This window comes from Kitasatospora sp. NPDC018058, assembly GCF_044327205.1.
Classification (GTDB): domain Bacteria; phylum Actinomycetota; class Actinomycetes; order Streptomycetales; family Streptomycetaceae; genus Kitasatospora.
In genome coordinates this window covers 70,426-86,104 of sequence record NZ_JBIRFA010000006.1, presented here as the reverse complement: position 1 = coordinate 86,104, position 15,679 = coordinate 70,426, and the positions used below count along the sequence as shown (strand labels likewise).

Genomic DNA, 15,679 nt, shown 5'->3' with positions numbered 1-15,679 from the left:
GCACCCGGCGGTCCCGGCACACCCCGATAATGGCGTCATGATCGACAAGCAGCTCCGCGTCGTCCTCGCCGAGGACTCGGTGATCCTCCGGGACGGCATGGTCGAGCTCCTGACCGCCCGCGGCTGCACGGTGGTCGCCATCGCCGGTACGGCCCCCGAGCTGATCGCCGCCGTGGCCGAGCACCGGCCCGACGTGGCCGTGGTGGACATCCGGATGCCGCCCACCCACACCGACGAGGGCATCCGGGCGGCGGTCGAGATCCGGGCCGCCTCGCCCGAGGTCGGGATCCTGGTCTTCTCCCAGCACGTGGAGACCGCCTGGGCGGCCCGGCTGCTCGCCGGCGGCGCCGCCGGCATCGGCTACCTGCTCAAGGAACGGGTGGCCCGCACCTCCGAGTTCGTGGACGCCCTGCACCGGGTCGCCGAGGGCGGCACGGCGCTCGACCCGGAGATCGTCAACGGGCTGATGAACGGCGGCCGACGCAGCCGGGTGGACTCGCTCACCGCACGCGAGCGGGAGGTGCTGGAGCTGATGGCCCAGGGCCGTTCCAACCGCTCGATCGCCGGGCTGCTCACGGTGTCGGAGCGGGCGGTGGAGAAGCACGTGGCCGCCGTGTTCACCAAGTTCGCCCTGCCCGCGACGGACGCCGACAACCGACGGGTCAAGGCGGTCCTCGCCTACCTCGCGGAGACCGGCGCCTGACCGGCCTCCCGGCGCAGGCGCGGGTTCGGTCCGGGGCCCGGCCCAGGCGCAGATGCAGGCGCAGATGCAGGCGCAGGTGCGGGTGAGAGTGAGGGTGCGGGTGGGTGCGCGCGGGTCCGGGTCCGGGTGCGTCACAACCTGCCGGGCAGCTCGGCGGTGACGGTCGTCGGCCCGCCGGGCGGGCTGTCCACCCGCAGCATCCCGTCCACCGCCGCGAGCCGTTCGATCAGCCCCGCCAGCCCGGTGCCCGCGCCGATCGCCGCACCGCCGCGACCGTCGTCACGGACCGTCAGCCGTACCCGCCCGCCGGCCGCGCTCGCGGTCAGCTCGGCCGTGTCCGCGCCGCTGTGCTTGGCGACGTTGGTGAGCAGCTCCGCCGCGCAGAAGTAGACGGCGTGCTCGATCACCTCCTCCGGCCGCTCCCGCAGGTCCAGCCGGACCGTGACCGGGACCGGCGAGGTGGCGGTGAGTCCGGGCAGCGCCTCGGCCAACCCGCCGTCCAGCGCCACCGGGTGGATGCCCCGGGTCAGGCGGCGCAGCCCGGCGATGGTGTCATCGGTCTGCCCGCGGGCCCGGTCGACCAGGGCGCGCAGCCGTCCGATCCCGGCGCCGGGGCCCGGGTCGGGGGCCAGGTCGGCGAGGGCGTCGTCGGCCAGCGAGAGGGTGATGGCGAGCGCGACCAACTGCGCCTGGGTGCCGTCGTGCAGGTCGCGTTCCAATCGCCGCAGCCGGTCGGTGCTCTCGGCGAGCAGCGTGGCCCGCGCGCTCTCCAGCTCGCGCACCCGCTGCTGCGAGCGCACCGGCCCGAGCAGCACCCGGGCGAGGACGCGGTTGGCGCGACTCAGGGCCCGCAGCGCGGCCGGTACGGCGGCGAGCACCGCGAGGCCGGCCGGCAGCCCCAGCACGTCCAGCCAGCCCACCGGCCGTGGCCCCGGCTCCAACAGCCGTACCCACAGCGGGAAGCCCGCCAGCCAGACGCAGCTCAGCGGCAGCCCGACCACGACCAGGAAGCCGAGCGTCCCGAGCGGCAGCCGTAGGAAGAGGTAGAGCAGCGCCCGCCAGGCCACCGGGTCGGTCAGCACCACCCTCCCCCGGGCGAGCGCCCCGGAGGGACGTTCCCGCGGCGGCGGCGCGGCCACCTGCTCGCCCAGCAGCCGCCCGACCAGCCGCCGGTGCAGCCCACCGATCCCCCGCGCCCCGACCAGGGCGGCCACCAGGAACGGCAGCCCCAGGACGGTGAGCGAGAGCAGCACCCCCGCGTAGAGCACGGCCACGGCGTAGACCCCGCCCAGCACCCCGAGCGGCAGCCCCAGGACGGCGAACGCCACGTCACCGCCCCGCACCGTCAGAACCCGCCGCCATCTAGCCACCACGCGCCTCACCGTCCACTGATCAACCGGCCCCCAGCATCCCCCGGGCACCGGCCCGACCGCCGCACACCCACCCCGGCGACCGCCAGGTCACACGGCCCTCAGCACCCACCGCCACGGCCGGCCGCCCGGACCATCGCGCATCTCACCTCCCACTCCCCGAGCCGCCGCCAACACCCGCCGCTCACCACCCGCAACCCGACGCCTCATCCCCGCTCCCCGCCCACCTCCCGCACCGCACTCCCGCCGACCGCCCACAGCCCCGTGCCCACGATCCCCGGCACCGTGAGCACCGCCGCGCCGGCCACCACCCAGGCGCAGGCCGTGCCCGGCACCACCGGAACCATCGAGCCGGTGACCGCCCGGCTGAAAGCCCCCGTCGCCGCGGCCGCCACCGCTGCGCCCAGCAGCACACCCACCGCCGTCGTCAGGGCGGCCTCGACGGACAGCATCCGCAACAGCTGCCCGCGCGTCGCCCCGACCAGCCGCAGCAGCGCGAACTCGCGGCGCCGGTCGGCGGTCAGCGCGATCAGGGTGTTGACCGTGGAGACCGCCGCGAAGCAGACCAGCAGCCCGAGCTCCGCCTGCCGCAGCCAGACATCGCTCGCCTTGGTGACGCTGGTCGTCGCACCGGTCGCCAGGGCCGCGTGCTCGGCGGTGGTGGTCGTGATCAGCATCGTCGCCGAGAGCCCGACCAGCAGCGCGACCGGCACCACCGCCGAGGCGAGCCGGGCCGCGTACCCCCGCAGGTTGGCGTCCGCCAGCCAGCCCGCCCGAGGCACCAGCACCCGGACCGGGACGCCCAGCACCGCTGCCGGCACCCGCGCCGCCAGTGGCCCCAGCAGCCCGACCGCCGCCAGCAGCACCAGCGAACCGAGCATCGCCGCCTGCCCCGCCTTGTCCAACTCCCCGGCCGGCCTGCCGGCGGCCAGCCGCAGCAACAGGACACCGCCCGTCGACACCGCCGCCCCCGCCAGCAACCGCAGCACCCCCGTCCGCCGCTGTCCGGCCGCGCCGTCGGTCAGCGCGGCGGCCGGGGCGGGCCGGGTGACCCGCCGGACCGCGACGGCGGTGGCCGCCAGGCCGACGAGCAGCGCCACCGCGAGCGCGATCAGCATCGGCACGGGCGTCCCGGGTATCCGCAGGCCGGGCGCGGCCATGCCACGCCGCTGGAGCGCGGCGAGGACGGCGCGGGCCCCGAGCGAGCCCACCGCGCAGCCGGGGACGACGGCCAACAGGACCGTCGCCGCGACCTGGGCGCGGACCAGCCGCCGGATCTGCCGGGGTGTCGCCGCGACCGTCCGCAGCAGCGCGAGGTCACGGTGCTGCTGCCGGAGGGTGAAGCCCAGCGCGTTGACCACGACGAACAGCGCGACCAGGACGGCGATCTCGCCGAACGCCCCGGCGATCACCACCAGGCCGGGCCCGGCCACCGCGGCCCGGGTCACGGCCGCCGGGGCCGTGAGCTGCGCCGCGGCCAGTGAGCCGAACAGCGTCACCGCCCCGACCGCCAGGAACAGCGCCGCCGCCAAACCGGCGAAGGCCGTCGGTCGGCGCCGGATCTGACCGACCGCCAGGGCCAGCACGGACCCACTCATCGCCCTCACCCGCCCAACCGGCTCAGCCGCTCGCCGACCTGCGCCGCCGTGGGCCGGATCAGCTCGTCCACCAGCACCCCGTCCGCAAGCAGCAGCACCCGGTCCGCGTACCCGGCGGCCACCGGATCGTGCGTGACCATCACGCACGTCTGCCCGTCCACGTCCACCCCCGCACGCAGCAGGTCGAGGATGTCGTGGCCGGTCGCCCGGTCCAGCGCGCCGGTGGGCTCGTCGGCGAACAGCACCTCCGGCCGGGCGACCAGCGCGCGGGCGATCGCCACCCGCTGCTGCTGGCCGCCCGACAGCTCGCCGGGCCGGTGGCGCTCTCGCCCGGCCAGGCCGACCCGGGCGAGCGCCTCCCGAACCCGGGCGCGCTCCGGTGGACGGCCGGCCAACCGGCCTGGCAGCTCGACGTTCTGCGCGACGGTCATCGCGGGCATCAGGTTGAAGGACTGGAAGACGAACCCGACCCTGGCGCGCCGTAGTTCCGCCAGCCGCCGTTCGGGCAGCCGGGACACCTCCGTACCGCCCCAGCGGACGGCGCCCCGGGTGGGGCGGTCCATCCCGGCCAGGCAGTGCAGCAGGGTGGTCTTGCCCGAGCCCGAGGGCCCCATCACCGCCGTGAACGTCCCCGGCGCGAAGGCCACGGAGACCCCGCGCAGCGCCCGGACGGCGGCCGCGCCGCGCCCGTACTCGCGGTGCAGCCCCTCACCGGTGAGCGCCGCGCCCGTCACCGTGTCGCGCGCCGCCCCTGCGGCGGCTGTCGTCCTCCCGTTCATGCCCTCAATCCTGGGCATCCGGGACCGGGAGATCGATTGTGCTGGCACCCCGATGCGGGGTTCGGAAAACCGAACCCCGCGGGGGGCCGGTGATCCTGAGTCAGGGAATCGTCGTCGGGGCCGCCCGGGGCGCGGTTCGACCGGTCGGCGGCAAAGGCCCGGGGCTGCTCGAAGGGCCGCCCGGGGCCCGCACCCGTCCGGCCGCGAAAACCGGCTCCCCTCGACCCGCCCCAGGAGGGATCATGATCAGGTGACCATCGACCTGCTGCCCGGCCACGGCGTCCGCCTGCCCGCCCCGCTGCCCGAACTGCGCTTCGGCCTCACCGAGGCGGCGGTGCGCGCGCTGCTGGCCCCGCACGGCGAGCTGCTGCCGGACGGGGTGCGTCCGACCTTCGTCTGCGGCTCCCGCTGGGCGCTGGGCTTCGAGCTGCCCGGAGTGGCGGTCACACTCTCCTCGGGCGACGGTGACGACCTGCGGAGCGTCGTGGTGGGCCGGAACCCGAACGACGACCGGCCCGTCTGCCCGGTCGGGTACCACGGGATCGATCTGTTCGGCTGGCCCGCCCACGAGTTGGTGGAGGCGCTGCGTGCCGAAGGCCTGCCCGTGCCCGATCCGAGTGACGGGGGCAGTCTGTGGTACGACACGCTTCACCTCTCCCGGCACGTCCGACACCGCCCGCCCCTGGCCCCCGGCCGGAAGCCGCGCCACCAGCCGCCCTTCCGCTTCGACCACGCCTCCCTCCACCGCACCGCCCCCCGAGGCCACCGCGTAGCCACGCACCCGACCGGCACCGCCACCGGTCCGCACGACGCCGCCTTCCTCCCCCGCCTGGAGCTCTCCCCGCGCCGGGCCGGGCAGCCGATCACCGCCCCGGTCCCCAAGCTCGGCGGCCGGCCCTGCTGGCTGGCCGAACCCGCCTGGCCGCTCTCCCCCACCACCGGCGAACCGCTGGTGTTCATCGGCCAGTTCCCCGTCCCGGGCGAGGAGTCGCGGCTCGCCTACCTCTTCCTCGCCGCGGACGACGCCCTCATGGGCGGCCGCGATCCCGAGGCGGGCGACGGCCTGCTGCTCATCCAGCCGGGCGGGCGGATCCCGCCCTTCGCCGTCATCGGCCCGCCCGGCACCCGGGGCCGTACGCTCTGGCGGCGCGAGCCCGACGGCGAGCGGACCCCGGTCGAGTTCCACCTCGACCTGGTGCCGCTGTCGGCCGACCTGAACCGGTCGATGGACGGACGGGCCGCCTTCCAGCGGTACTGGCGCGGCGAGGGCCCCGAGGTCCCGTTCCCGGACGGCCCGCACGTCCACGACCACCTCGGTGGCATCCCCTCCTTCCCGAGCGGCCGGGCCGAGGTCGGCCCGGACTGGCGGTACCTCTTCTCCCTCTCGGACGCCTGTGAGGAGGACGATCCGTTCTTCCTCGACTTCGACTACGGCGACGGCTTCGGCTTCCTCAGCCCGGACGGCCTGGAGGGCCGCTTCTTCTGGGACGTCGGGGTGTAGCCGCAGCCAATCCACAGCCACCCCCGATCCACCTGTTGTCCAAGGCCCCATAGACAGCCGAAGGAGTCACCATGTCCACCACCACCCCCCTCACCGTCGCCGTACTCGGCCCCGGCGGCGTCGGCGGCCTGATCGGCGGCCTGCTGGCGCGTGACGGCCACCGGGTCGTCTGCGTGGCCGGCGAGGAGACCGCCGCCGTCCTCAACCGGGACGGCCTGCACGTCGACAGCGCCCAGTTCGGCGAGTTCACCGCCCGGGTCACGGCCGCCACCGAGCTGCGCGAACCGGTCGACGCCGTCTTCGTGACCGTCAAGGCGACGGCGCTGACCGCCGCGCTCGACCGGATCCCGCCGCACGTCCTCGACGGGGCGATCGTCGTCCCGCTGCTCAACGGCCTCGACCACATGGCGCTGCTGCGCGAGCGCTACCCCGCCGCCCGGGTCACGGCCGGGACGATCCGGGTCGAGGCCACCCGTACCGCGCCCGGCCGGATCGAGCACACCAGCCCGTTCGCCACCATCGAACTGGCGGCCCCGGTCGAGGAGTTCGCCGAGCAGCTGCGGCACGCCGGTCTGGACGTCACCCTGCGCGAGGACGAGACGGCGATGCTCTGGAGCAAGCTGTCCTTCCTCGCCCCGTTCGCCCTGCTGACCACCCGGCACGCCGACGGGATCGGTGCCGTCCGCAGCGAGCACCGGGCCGAACTCCTGGCCGTGCTGGACGAGATCACCGCCGTCACCAAGGCGGTGGGCGCCCCGGCCGACCCGCAGACCCTGCTGGCCTCCTTCGACCGCATCCCCGGGACGATGAAGTCCTCGATGCAGCGCGACGTCGAGGCCGGCCGTCCGACCGAGCTCGACGCGATCGGCGGCGCCGTGCTGCGGGCCGCCGAGGCACAGGGCGTCGACACCCCGACCATCGCCCGGCTGGTGCGCGAGCTGGCCTGACGAACCCTTCCGGCAGACCCGCCGATTCCGGTTGCGGGGCGGCTGACTCCACGAGTAGAACTCCTGAGGTGATGTCAGCCGACCACCGCAGCGCTCCCGCGTGGAGCCACATCGAGGACTTCCTGCGCGCCCACGAGGCCGACCGGATCCCCCATCCGGGCGGCACCCTGCTGGAACACCTGGCCCGGGTGGCGGCACTGTTGGCGCAGTGGGGCACCGACTCCGCCGTCCAGGCCGCCGGGCTCTGCCACGCCGCGTACGGGACCGACGGGTTCGACGGCGCCCTGCTCGGGCTGGACGAGCGGGACACCCTGGTCGAACTCGTCGGCCACCGCGCCGAGGCGCTGGTCTACCTGTACGCCAGCTGCGGCCGCGCCGCCGTCTACCCCCGCCTGGGCCGGGACGAACGACCGCTGTTCCACGACCGGTTCACCGGGGACGACCACACCCCGCCGGAGGAAGACCTGCGCGCCTTCCTGGCCATCACGGTCGCCAACGAGCTCGACGTACTCGCCCACAACTCCGAGCTGGCCGAGCGCTACGGGCCGAGCCTGTACGAACTCTTCTCCCGCATCCGGGGCTTGCTGCCCGCCGCCGCCTGGCGGACCTGCCTGGACCGGATCGGCCCGTAGGGCGGGCAGGGCTTTGACGATACGTCACCATCCCCCACCGGGCCGGGTTTTGCCGACCGTCCACTCACCGCACCGGAACCACCGCACCACGGCCGGGCGTTCTTGAGGACGGGAGGGATAAAGACATGACAAAGAAGCCGTACCGCCTGGCCGTCGCCGCAATCGCGCTCCTCGTGGCGGCCCCCTTGTTCACCGCGTGCAAGAACGCCGATCAGGCACTCGACTGCGGAAAGCGGGCGATCAGCCTCACCGGCGATGTCCAGGACCTCGCCGACTCGGCGCTCAACGTCGGCCAGATCACCGACGACAGCCGGCGCAAGCACACCCTTGAGGCCCTGAAGAAGATCGCCGACGACGCCAAGACGATCCGCCGCGACGGCGGCGGCAAGGTCGACGCCGCCGCCGACAAGCTGTCCAAGGCCGCCAGCGACGCCGCGGACGCCGTCTCCAAGGGCAGGCAGCCCGACTTCGGGCCGATCGGCGACGCCGCCGCCGACCTGACCAAGGCCTGCGCCGGGGCCTGACCACCACGGCGATCAGGGCGTGTCGTGTGGATCTTGCTGGAGACGGCGAAGATCCACACGACACGCCCCAGGCCGGGAGCGCCGGGCATCGACGCTCCCGGCCTGTCGCCGCCGCCCGGAAGCCGCCAGACGGTAGGAATGGGCACCGGACCGAACCGCACCCCGGAGGCGCCGGTGAACAACCCGATCCTCGACCAGATCCAGCGGCTGCGCGCCGATCTGGCCCCCGGCGACACCACCCCCGCGCTGGTCGCGGCGCTCACCGAGGGCACCGCCCCGCTCACCACGGTGGGCGAACTCGCCGCCCAGCAGCACCGGATCATCGCCTCGGACCGGCGCAGTCTGCTGCTGCTCGCCACCCGCTGCGCCGACCGGCCGCTCGGCGCCTGGTTCGCCACCCTGGCCGAGGGCGAGAGCGCCGCACTGCGCACCCTGCCGGCCCTGGCCGCCGCCTGCGGCCTCGACGAACGAGCGGTGGCGGGCCGTCCGCCGCTGCCCGGCTGCCAGGCCTACCCCGCCTACCTCGCCTGGCTCGCCCTGAACAGCCGGCCCGCCGCCGCGGCCGCCGCCCTGGTGGCCAACTTCGCGGCGTGGGGCGGCTACTGCGCCACCGTCGCCCACGCCCTGCGCCACCGCTACGGCCTCTCCGACGGGGCCTGCGCGTTCTTCGACTTCTTCGCCCAGCCCGCGACCGAGCTGGAGCAGCAGGCCGCCGACGCCCTCGGGCCCGACCCGCTGGACGAACGGACCCTGGCCACCGCCCGGGAGTACGGTCTGCTGCTCCAGGCCTACGAGCACCTGTTCTGGGACACCCTGGGCGGCTGACTCACGCCTGCCAGTGCGGCTTTCCGCTGACCATCCGGCAGTAGATCACCCGCCCGCCGGCGTCGTGGGTGCTCTTGCCCAGGTCGTCGTTCCGGCAGAACTGCCCGGCCGCATAGCAGTTGCCCGCGCTGGAGCGGATCTCGCACTGTCCGCCGCCCGCCGCCGCAGTGTGCTGCGACTCCGGGTCGGTCGGCGGCTGCGCGGTGGTGACCTTCGGCTGCGGCGCCTTGGGCGGAGCCGACTGGGGATGGGTGGGCGGGGCCGCGGGCGGCGCGACGGTCGAGGGCGGCGCCGGGTCGGTCGGCGTGGCCGCACTGGGGGTGGGCGCGACGCTCGGGCTGGCGGCGACGCTCGGCGAGGACGGGGCCTTGGCCCCGCCCTCGGCCGACGACGGGCCGCAACCGGTCAGCGTCAGACCGACGGTGAGGACGAGTCCGGCGAATCCGGCCAGACCGGCCGCCCGGCAACGGCCGGGTATCCGTGAAGGCATGGGAGGAGAACGCTCCGTTCCGTTTGGATGAGGCGTGCGATTCAAGCAGACCCCGCACACGCCGCACGCACGGTTTCCCCACTCGTTGGCAGATCGAGATCTTCCGACTACCGGACGTGATCGCCCCTGAGTCGCCGTCACCCTCCGCCGCGACACGACCGTGGAGTCGCGTGACACCCGCACACGGGCACGGGGGTATAGCGCCATGCCGCGGGGCGTTCTGACATGTTCCGGCCACCAAGTGCGGATCGCTACGGTTCCGGCAACCCCCATGCCGAACAAGGAGATCCCCCATGCTCCGATTCCGTGCGCTCGCGGTCGCCGCCGCCTTCGCGACCGTCGCACTCACCGCGGCCCCCGCCGTCAGCGCCCCCGCTGACGACCCGTCCATAGCCGCGGCCCTGGCCGCCACCCCCACCCGGACGGCCGCCGCCCCGCCCGCCCTGCTGCACGCCATGCGGCGCGACCTCGGCCTCGCCCCGCAGGCCGCCGCCGACCGGCTCGCCCGCGAGAGCCGGGCCGCCGAGGTCCAGGGCGCGCTCGCCCGGGCGCTCGGCGACCGCTGGGCCGGCGCCTGGGTGGACGGTCCGCAGACCGAGCTGGTGGTCGCCACCACGGACACCTCCGCCGCCCGGACCATCACCGCCCACGGCGGCCGGGCCACCGTCGTCCGGCACGCGCTCACGGCTCTGAACCGGGCCAAGGACGCGCTCGACCGCGCCTCCGACGCCGCCGCGCCCGAGGCCACCCCGCTCTGGTACGTGGACGTCCGGGCCAACACCGTCGTGGTGCGGTCCGCCGACGACGCCCGCACCGAGGCCTTCCTGAACCACTCCGGCGTGGACCGTGCGCTGGTGCGGGTCGAGCGGGCCACCGCCGCGCCCAAGCCGCTCGCCGACCTGCGCGGCGGGGACGCCTACTACATCGACAACGCGGCCCGCTGCTCGATCGGCTTCCCGGTCACCCAGGGCGGCCAGCCCGGCTTCGTCAGCGCCGGCCACTGCGGCCAGCCCGGCTCCAACGCCACGTCCTCCGACGGCAGTTCGATCGGCACCTTCCAGGGCTCGACCTTCCCCGGCAACGACTACTCATGGGTCGCGGCCGACCCGGGCTGGACCGCCCAGCCGCAGGTCAGCGACTACGCGGGCGGCGCGGTGACGGTGGCCGGCTCCTCGGAGCAGCCGATCGGCGGCTCGGTCTGCCGCTCCGGCTCCACCACCGGCTGGCACTGCGGCACCGTCGAGGAGCAGAACGCCACCGTCAACTACCAGGAGGGCAGCGTCTACGGCCTCACCCGCACCAACGTCTGCGCCGAACCGGGCGACTCCGGCGGGTCGTTCATCTCCGGCGACCAGGCCCAGGGCGTGACCTCCGGCGGCTCCGGCGACTGCACCGCGGGCGGTGAGACCTTCTTCCAGCCGGTCAACCCGATCCTCAGCACCTACGGCCTGACCCTGGCCACCGGCTGATCCCACCGACCGGTCGTCAGCACAGCCCCGCCGTCCGGCGCTCGAACACCTCGGAGCGGGCGGCCTCCAGCGCCGTGGAGACCGCGCCGAGGAGCACCGCCTCCGTCCCCAGGAGGCTCGGTGCGAGCGTCGGACGCATCGGGGCGAGCCGGTGCAGGGCCTGCTCCAGGGGTTCCAGGAGCAGGTCCGCACTGCTGCCGATGCCACCACCGAGCACCACCAGGTCCGGGTCCAGGATCGCGGACAGCACGGCGACGGCGTAGGCGAGCCGTTCCGCCTCCCGCTCCACCGCCCGGACCGCGGCGTCCTCGCCGGCCCGGGCCCGCTCGAAGACCTGCTCGGCGGTCAGCTGCCTCCCGCCCGGCCCGGTCAGCCCGAGCTCCCGGGCGGCGCGCACCACGGCGTCGGCCGCGGCCTCCTGCTCGATGGTCGCGGCCGGCTCGCCCGGGCGGGCGGGCAGCGGCACCAGGCCGATCTCGCCCAGCGCGCCGTGCGCGCCGAGCAGCAGTTCGCCGTCCTTGACCACGCCGACCCCGAGCCCGGTGCCGACCAGCAGGTAGGCGAACATCCGGCTGCCGCGCCCGGCGCCGAGGGTGTACTCGCCGAGTGCGGCGAGGTTGGCGTCGTTGGCCACCGTGACGGCCGTGCCCAGGCCCTCCCCGATCCGGTCGAACAGCCCGGGCCTGCCCCAGCCGGGCAGGCTGGTGGCGTAGCGCACGCCGCGCCGCTCCTCGTCCCACACGCCCGGGGTGCCGATCACCGCGTGCACGATGTCGGCGGCGGTCAGGCCCGCCTCGGCGGTCGCCTCGCGCGCGGCGGCCACCACGGCGTCCGCGACGGCATTGGCGCTCCGGCCGCGGTTGGCGACGTCCCGGCGGGCGACCACGGCACCGGCGAGGTCCGCGACCGCGACCCGCAGCCGGGCCCGGCCGATGTCCACCCCGAGCACATGACCGGCCGTCGGGTCGGCCTCGTACAGCACGGCGGTACGGCCCCGCTCGGGGGCCAGCCGCCCGGCCTCGCGGACCAGCCCGGCCCGCTCCAGCTCGGCCAGGGCGGCGGACACGGTGGGCTTGGACAGGCCGGTGTCCCGGGCCAGTTGGGCACGTGAGGAGCCGCCGCCGGTGCGCAGCAGCTCCAGCAGCAGCCACTCGTTGTTGCTGCGCAGCCGTTGCCGGTTCCACGGCACCCCGGGGGCCCCGGCCGCCGGGCGACTGGTCGGCTGGTGGGGGCTCATCGGCTCCTCCGGTCTGCCGCTACGGCGTCGGTCGGGCGGGCCCGGCACGGCCCGCGGCGTCCGGTGTCGAGCGCCGCCGCCCAAGTATGACCGGTGATCACCCGGCTCCGGCCGCGCGGACCCGCCCTCCCGCCGACGCGGTGTCAGGCGCCTGCGGAGGCCACCCAGCCGCCCGTCATCGTCTGCACCGCGGAGCCGTCCAGGTCGGCCAGCTTGGTGCCCGCGAAGGCGCGGGCCGTCTCGGAGGTCTGCACCCGGAACGGCGGCCGCTCGGCGGTGAGCGCCGCGACGATCGGCGCGGCGGCCTCCTCGGGGGTCTGGGCGTTGCCGAAGGCCTTCAGCGTCCGGTCGACGTACGCGCTCAGGGCCGGGCCGTACGGGCCGGCGGCGGCGATGAGCGCCGGGACGTCGAGGTCCTGGTTGCCGATGAACTCGCTGGCCACCGCGCCCGGTTCGACCACGGTGACGGCGACGCCGACGGTGGCGGCGGTCGGGGCCAGTGACTCCATGAAGCCCTCGACGGCGAACTTGGCCGCGCAGTACGCCTCGTTGAAGGGCTGGCCGACCACGCCGCCGACGCTGGTCACGGTGACCACCCGGCCGCCGCTGGCCCGCAGGTGCGGCAGCGCGGCCCGGGTCACCTCGACCACGCCGAAGTAGTTGACCTCCATGGCGGCGCGCACCGGCGCCAGCCCGTCCTGCTCGACGGTGCCGACGAAGCCCGCTCCCGCGTTGTTGACCACGGCGTCCAGCCGCCCGTGCCGGTCGAGGACGATGTGCAGGCAGTCGGCGACGGAGGCCGGGTCGGTGACGTCCAGCCGCTCGACCTCGATCCGCTCGGCGACGCCCGCCCGCTCGGCCGCGCGGAGCAGGTTCCCGGCCCGCCCGGTGTCGCGCATGGTGGCGACCACGCGGCAGCCGGCACGGGCGGCGCTCACGGCGGTGGCGAGGCCGATCCCGGAGGAGGTGCCGGTGATCAGGACGATCCGGGTGGTTTCCATACGGGCTTCTCCTCCTGGCTTCCGGGCGGTGTCCCGGACCCGGTGTGGCTATGTGCGTGTGCACGCACTCTACAAGTACGTGTGCGCGCACGCAACCGGCTCGCCCTCGAAAACGACGGCGTCTCCGCCAGTCAAGGTTTCACCCTGTTGTGGGCGCTCCGCGCCCCGGCGCGTGATCATGGGCCTATGCACTTCCGGCACGGCAAGCGAGCAGAGGGCTCCCCATCCGCGACACCGGACGCCCGGTCCCGGGCGGCGACCGCGGCGTCCCTCGCGGCGGGCCTCGGCCCGATCACCGGTGGCGACCACCGCGACGACGACCCGGGCCTGCTCCGCGAGGTGCTCGCCGCCGCCCCGGTCGCCGTCGCCCTGCTCGACGAACGGCTGCGCTGGCAGTACCTCAACCCCGCCTTCACCGCCGTCACCGGACTGCGCCGCGCCGACCTGCTCGGCCGCACCGCCGAGACCACCGCCTTCGCCGGAGCCGCCGCCACCCTGCACCGACTACTCGACGACGGGCACGACCGCGAGCAGGTCACCGGCGGCCCCGAGGGCGCCGGCTCCCCCGTCCCACCCGGCCTGCGGGTGCGTTACCGACCGCTGCGGCACGCCGGGCGGACCACCGGTGTGATCGTCGTCGTGCTGGACGACCCCGACCCGGCCCGTGAGCAGCTGCGCCAACTCGAACAGGCCCGCGCCCGGCTCGCCCTGCTCGACGCCGCCGCCGAACGGATCGGCAGCACCCTGGACGTCGACACCACCTGCGCCGAACTCGCCGCCTTCGCCGTGCCCGGCCTCGCCGACCTCGCCGTCGTCGACGTGCTGCCGCCCGAGGCCGAACCCTCCCGCCCCGGCCGCGGCGGCGGCCAGCGGCTGCACCGCGCCGCCGTACGGGCCGTGCCCGCACTGGACGACGCCCTCGCCGAACTGGCCCGCCCCGGCGAGTCCGTCCGCCACCGCGAAGGCTCGGCCGCCGCCCGCAGCCTGGCGGGCGGGGTGTCCGTACTGGCCGAGCCCGCCCCCGAGGACGCCTGCCCGGCCGGTGCCGCCTCGCTCCTCGTGCTACCGCTCGCCGCCCGGGGCCGCGTCGTCGGGCTGCTCACCCTCGGCCGGACCACCGCCACCCCCGCCTTCACTCCCGACGAGGCCGCCCTCCTCGGCGACCTCGCCGCGCGCGCCGCCACCGGCATCGACAACGCCCGCCGCTACACCCGTTCCCAGGGCATCGCCCTGGAACTGCAGCGGGCCCTGCTCAGCGAACCCGGCAACCCGCACCAGAACCTCTCCCTCGCCTCCCGCTACCTGCCCTCCGGCAGCGCCACGGTGGTCGGCGGCGACTGGTACGAGACGGTCCGACTGCCCTTCGGCCGCACCCTGCTCGCCATGGGCGACGTGATGGGGCACGGCGTCGAGGCCGCCGTCGACATGAGCCACTACCGCTCGGCACTGCGCGACATCGCCGGCATGGACCTGCCCCCGCACCGCATCCTGCGCCAGCTCGACAACGTCATCTCCGCGAACGACTCCGCCCGCCCGGCGACCTGCCTGCTGGTCCTCGCCGACCCGGGCCGCGGCCGCTGGACCCTCTCCAGCGCGGGCCACCTGCCACCGGCCCTGGTCACCCCGGACCGCCCCACCGAACTTCTGCGCGTCCCCACCGGCCCACCGCTCGGCACCGGCCTCGGCGGCTACGAGCAGGCCACCCACCCGCTCACCCCCGGGCAGACCCTGCTCCTCTACACCGACGGCCTGGTCGAGCGCCGGGGCGAGGACATCGACGTCTCGCTGGAACGCCTCGCCGCCCTCCGACTCCCCGCCACCGGCGAACTCGACGACCTCCTCGACGCCGTCCTCCACTCCCTCGCCCCGCCCCCGGCCCCCGCCGCCGAGGACGACATCGCCCTGCTCGCGGCCCGGCCCAAGGTCCGCTGAGGACCTCAGCCGGCCGCCAGGACCTCCACTCCGGACTGCACCGCAACCCCGACGTCGTGGTCCGCGACATGGAGCTCACCTCCCAGGGCTGGCACGTACTGCGCCGCACCACCTTCGACTACCGGCGCCGCGACGGCCGCTGGGTCACCCAGCAACGCGAGACCTACGACCGCGGCAACGGCGCGGTCGTCCTGCCGTACGACGCCGAGCGCGGCCGCATACCGCTCACCCGCCAGTTCAGGTACCCGGCCGACGTCAACGACCACCCGGACGGCATGCTCGTCGAGGCCGCGGCCGGGCTGCTCGACGCCGACGACCCGCCGGCCGCGATCCGGCGGGAGAGCGCCGAGGAGCTCGGGGTCACCCTCGGTCCGCTCACCCACGTGCTCGACGCCTACATGAGCCCCGGCTCCGTCACCGAGCGCCTGCACTTCCACGCCGCTCCCTACACCCCGGCCGACCGCACCGGGGCGGGCGGCGGGATCGAGGAGGACTGCGAGGACATCGAGGTCCTCGAACTGCCCTTCGGCGACGCCCTCGCCATGGTCCGCGACGGCCGCATCACCGACGGCAAGACCATCCTGCTCCTGCAATGGGCCGCCCTGGACGGCCCGTTCGCCGCGGCGGACGTCCGCTGACGCCGCCGCCCGCGCCCGCCGCCGTCGCGGCGG

Annotated in this window: 15 protein-coding genes; 9 read left to right on the top strand and 6 right to left on the bottom strand. The window is 75.4% G+C overall.

Going from position 1 to position 15,679, the window contains the following annotated elements; all coding sequences use genetic code 11:
- The first annotated feature begins 37 nt into the window (after positions 1–37).
- On the top strand, positions 38–703 hold the full coding sequence (locus ACH4E7_RS10400) for a response regulator transcription factor (protein ID WP_396248595.1): 666 nt from the start codon (positions 38–40) through the stop codon (positions 701–703).
- A 131-nt stretch (positions 704–834) separates the two neighbouring features.
- Here ACH4E7_RS10400 and ACH4E7_RS10395 read toward each other — a convergent pair whose 3' ends face one another.
- The 3 genes from ACH4E7_RS10395 to ACH4E7_RS10385 form a co-directional block, all read right to left on the bottom strand.
- Positions 835–2,031, bottom strand: coding sequence for a sensor histidine kinase (locus ACH4E7_RS10395; RefSeq protein ID WP_396248594.1), 1,197 nt, complete (start codon positions 2,029–2,031; stop codon positions 835–837).
- A gap of 248 nt (positions 2,032–2,279) precedes the next feature.
- Positions 2,280–3,671, bottom strand: a complete 1,392-nt coding sequence (locus ACH4E7_RS10390; protein ID WP_396248593.1) for an FtsX-like permease family protein — start codon at positions 3,669–3,671, stop codon at positions 2,280–2,282.
- A gap of 5 nt (positions 3,672–3,676) precedes the next feature.
- On the bottom strand, positions 3,677–4,450 hold the full coding sequence (locus ACH4E7_RS10385; RefSeq protein ID WP_396248592.1) for an ABC transporter ATP-binding protein: 774 nt from the start codon (positions 4,448–4,450) through the stop codon (positions 3,677–3,679).
- A 250-nt stretch (positions 4,451–4,700) separates the two neighbouring features.
- On the opposite strand from ACH4E7_RS10385, the gene ACH4E7_RS10380 reads away from it, so the two are divergent.
- From ACH4E7_RS10380 to ACH4E7_RS10360, 5 genes are all read left to right on the top strand, one after another.
- Positions 4,701–5,951, top strand: a complete 1,251-nt coding sequence (locus ACH4E7_RS10380) for a hypothetical protein (protein WP_396248590.1) — start codon at positions 4,701–4,703, stop codon at positions 5,949–5,951.
- A gap of 71 nt (positions 5,952–6,022) precedes the next feature.
- Complete coding sequence (locus ACH4E7_RS10375; RefSeq protein ID WP_396248589.1) at positions 6,023–6,898, top strand: ketopantoate reductase family protein; 876 nt, start codon at positions 6,023–6,025, stop codon at positions 6,896–6,898.
- 71 nt (positions 6,899–6,969) lie between these two features.
- Positions 6,970–7,530, top strand: a complete 561-nt coding sequence (locus tag ACH4E7_RS10370; RefSeq protein ID WP_396248811.1) for a DUF6817 domain-containing protein — start codon at positions 6,970–6,972, stop codon at positions 7,528–7,530.
- A 125-nt stretch (positions 7,531–7,655) separates the two neighbouring features.
- On the top strand, positions 7,656–8,054 hold the full coding sequence (locus ACH4E7_RS10365; protein ID WP_396248587.1) for a hypothetical protein: 399 nt from the start codon (positions 7,656–7,658) through the stop codon (positions 8,052–8,054).
- 138 nt (positions 8,055–8,192) lie between these two features.
- Complete coding sequence (locus ACH4E7_RS10360; protein ID WP_396248586.1) at positions 8,193–8,879, top strand: transcriptional regulator; 687 nt, start codon at positions 8,193–8,195, stop codon at positions 8,877–8,879.
- A gap of 1 nt (position 8,880) precedes the next feature.
- Here the strand turns inward: ACH4E7_RS10360 and ACH4E7_RS10355 are convergent, their stop codons facing one another.
- Positions 8,881–9,369, bottom strand: coding sequence for a hypothetical protein (locus tag ACH4E7_RS10355; RefSeq protein WP_396248585.1), 489 nt, complete (start codon positions 9,367–9,369; stop codon positions 8,881–8,883).
- A 293-nt stretch (positions 9,370–9,662) separates the two neighbouring features.
- On the opposite strand from ACH4E7_RS10355, the gene ACH4E7_RS10350 reads away from it, so the two are divergent.
- Positions 9,663–10,838 carry a S1 family peptidase gene (locus ACH4E7_RS10350; protein WP_396248584.1) on the top strand — a complete coding sequence of 392 codons (1,176 nt, stop codon included), beginning with the start codon at positions 9,663–9,665 and terminating at the stop codon, positions 10,836–10,838.
- Between the two features lie 16 nt (positions 10,839–10,854).
- On the opposite strand, the gene ACH4E7_RS10345 is transcribed toward ACH4E7_RS10350, so the two are convergent.
- Together ACH4E7_RS10345 and ACH4E7_RS10340 are read right to left on the bottom strand one after the other, a co-directional pair.
- Positions 10,855–12,075, bottom strand: coding sequence for an ROK family protein (locus tag ACH4E7_RS10345; RefSeq protein ID WP_396248583.1), 1,221 nt, complete (start codon positions 12,073–12,075; stop codon positions 10,855–10,857).
- 143 nt (positions 12,076–12,218) lie between these two features.
- Complete coding sequence (locus ACH4E7_RS10340) at positions 12,219–13,076, bottom strand: SDR family NAD(P)-dependent oxidoreductase (RefSeq protein ID WP_396248582.1); 858 nt, start codon at positions 13,074–13,076, stop codon at positions 12,219–12,221.
- A gap of 186 nt (positions 13,077–13,262) precedes the next feature.
- Between ACH4E7_RS10340 and ACH4E7_RS10335 the strand changes: the two genes are divergently transcribed.
- Both ACH4E7_RS10335 and ACH4E7_RS10330 read left to right on the top strand, forming a co-directional pair.
- Positions 13,263–15,008 carry a SpoIIE family protein phosphatase gene (locus ACH4E7_RS10335; RefSeq protein WP_396248581.1) on the top strand — a complete coding sequence of 582 codons (1,746 nt, stop codon included), beginning with the start codon at positions 13,263–13,265 and terminating at the stop codon, positions 15,006–15,008.
- Positions 15,005–15,646: an NUDIX domain-containing protein gene (locus ACH4E7_RS10330; RefSeq protein WP_396248810.1), complete on the top strand. Its 642-nt coding sequence runs from the start codon at positions 15,005–15,007 to the stop codon at positions 15,644–15,646. Before ACH4E7_RS10335 ends, ACH4E7_RS10330 begins: the two co-directional genes overlap by 4 nt.
- The last annotated feature ends 33 nt before the right edge of the window (positions 15,647–15,679 follow it).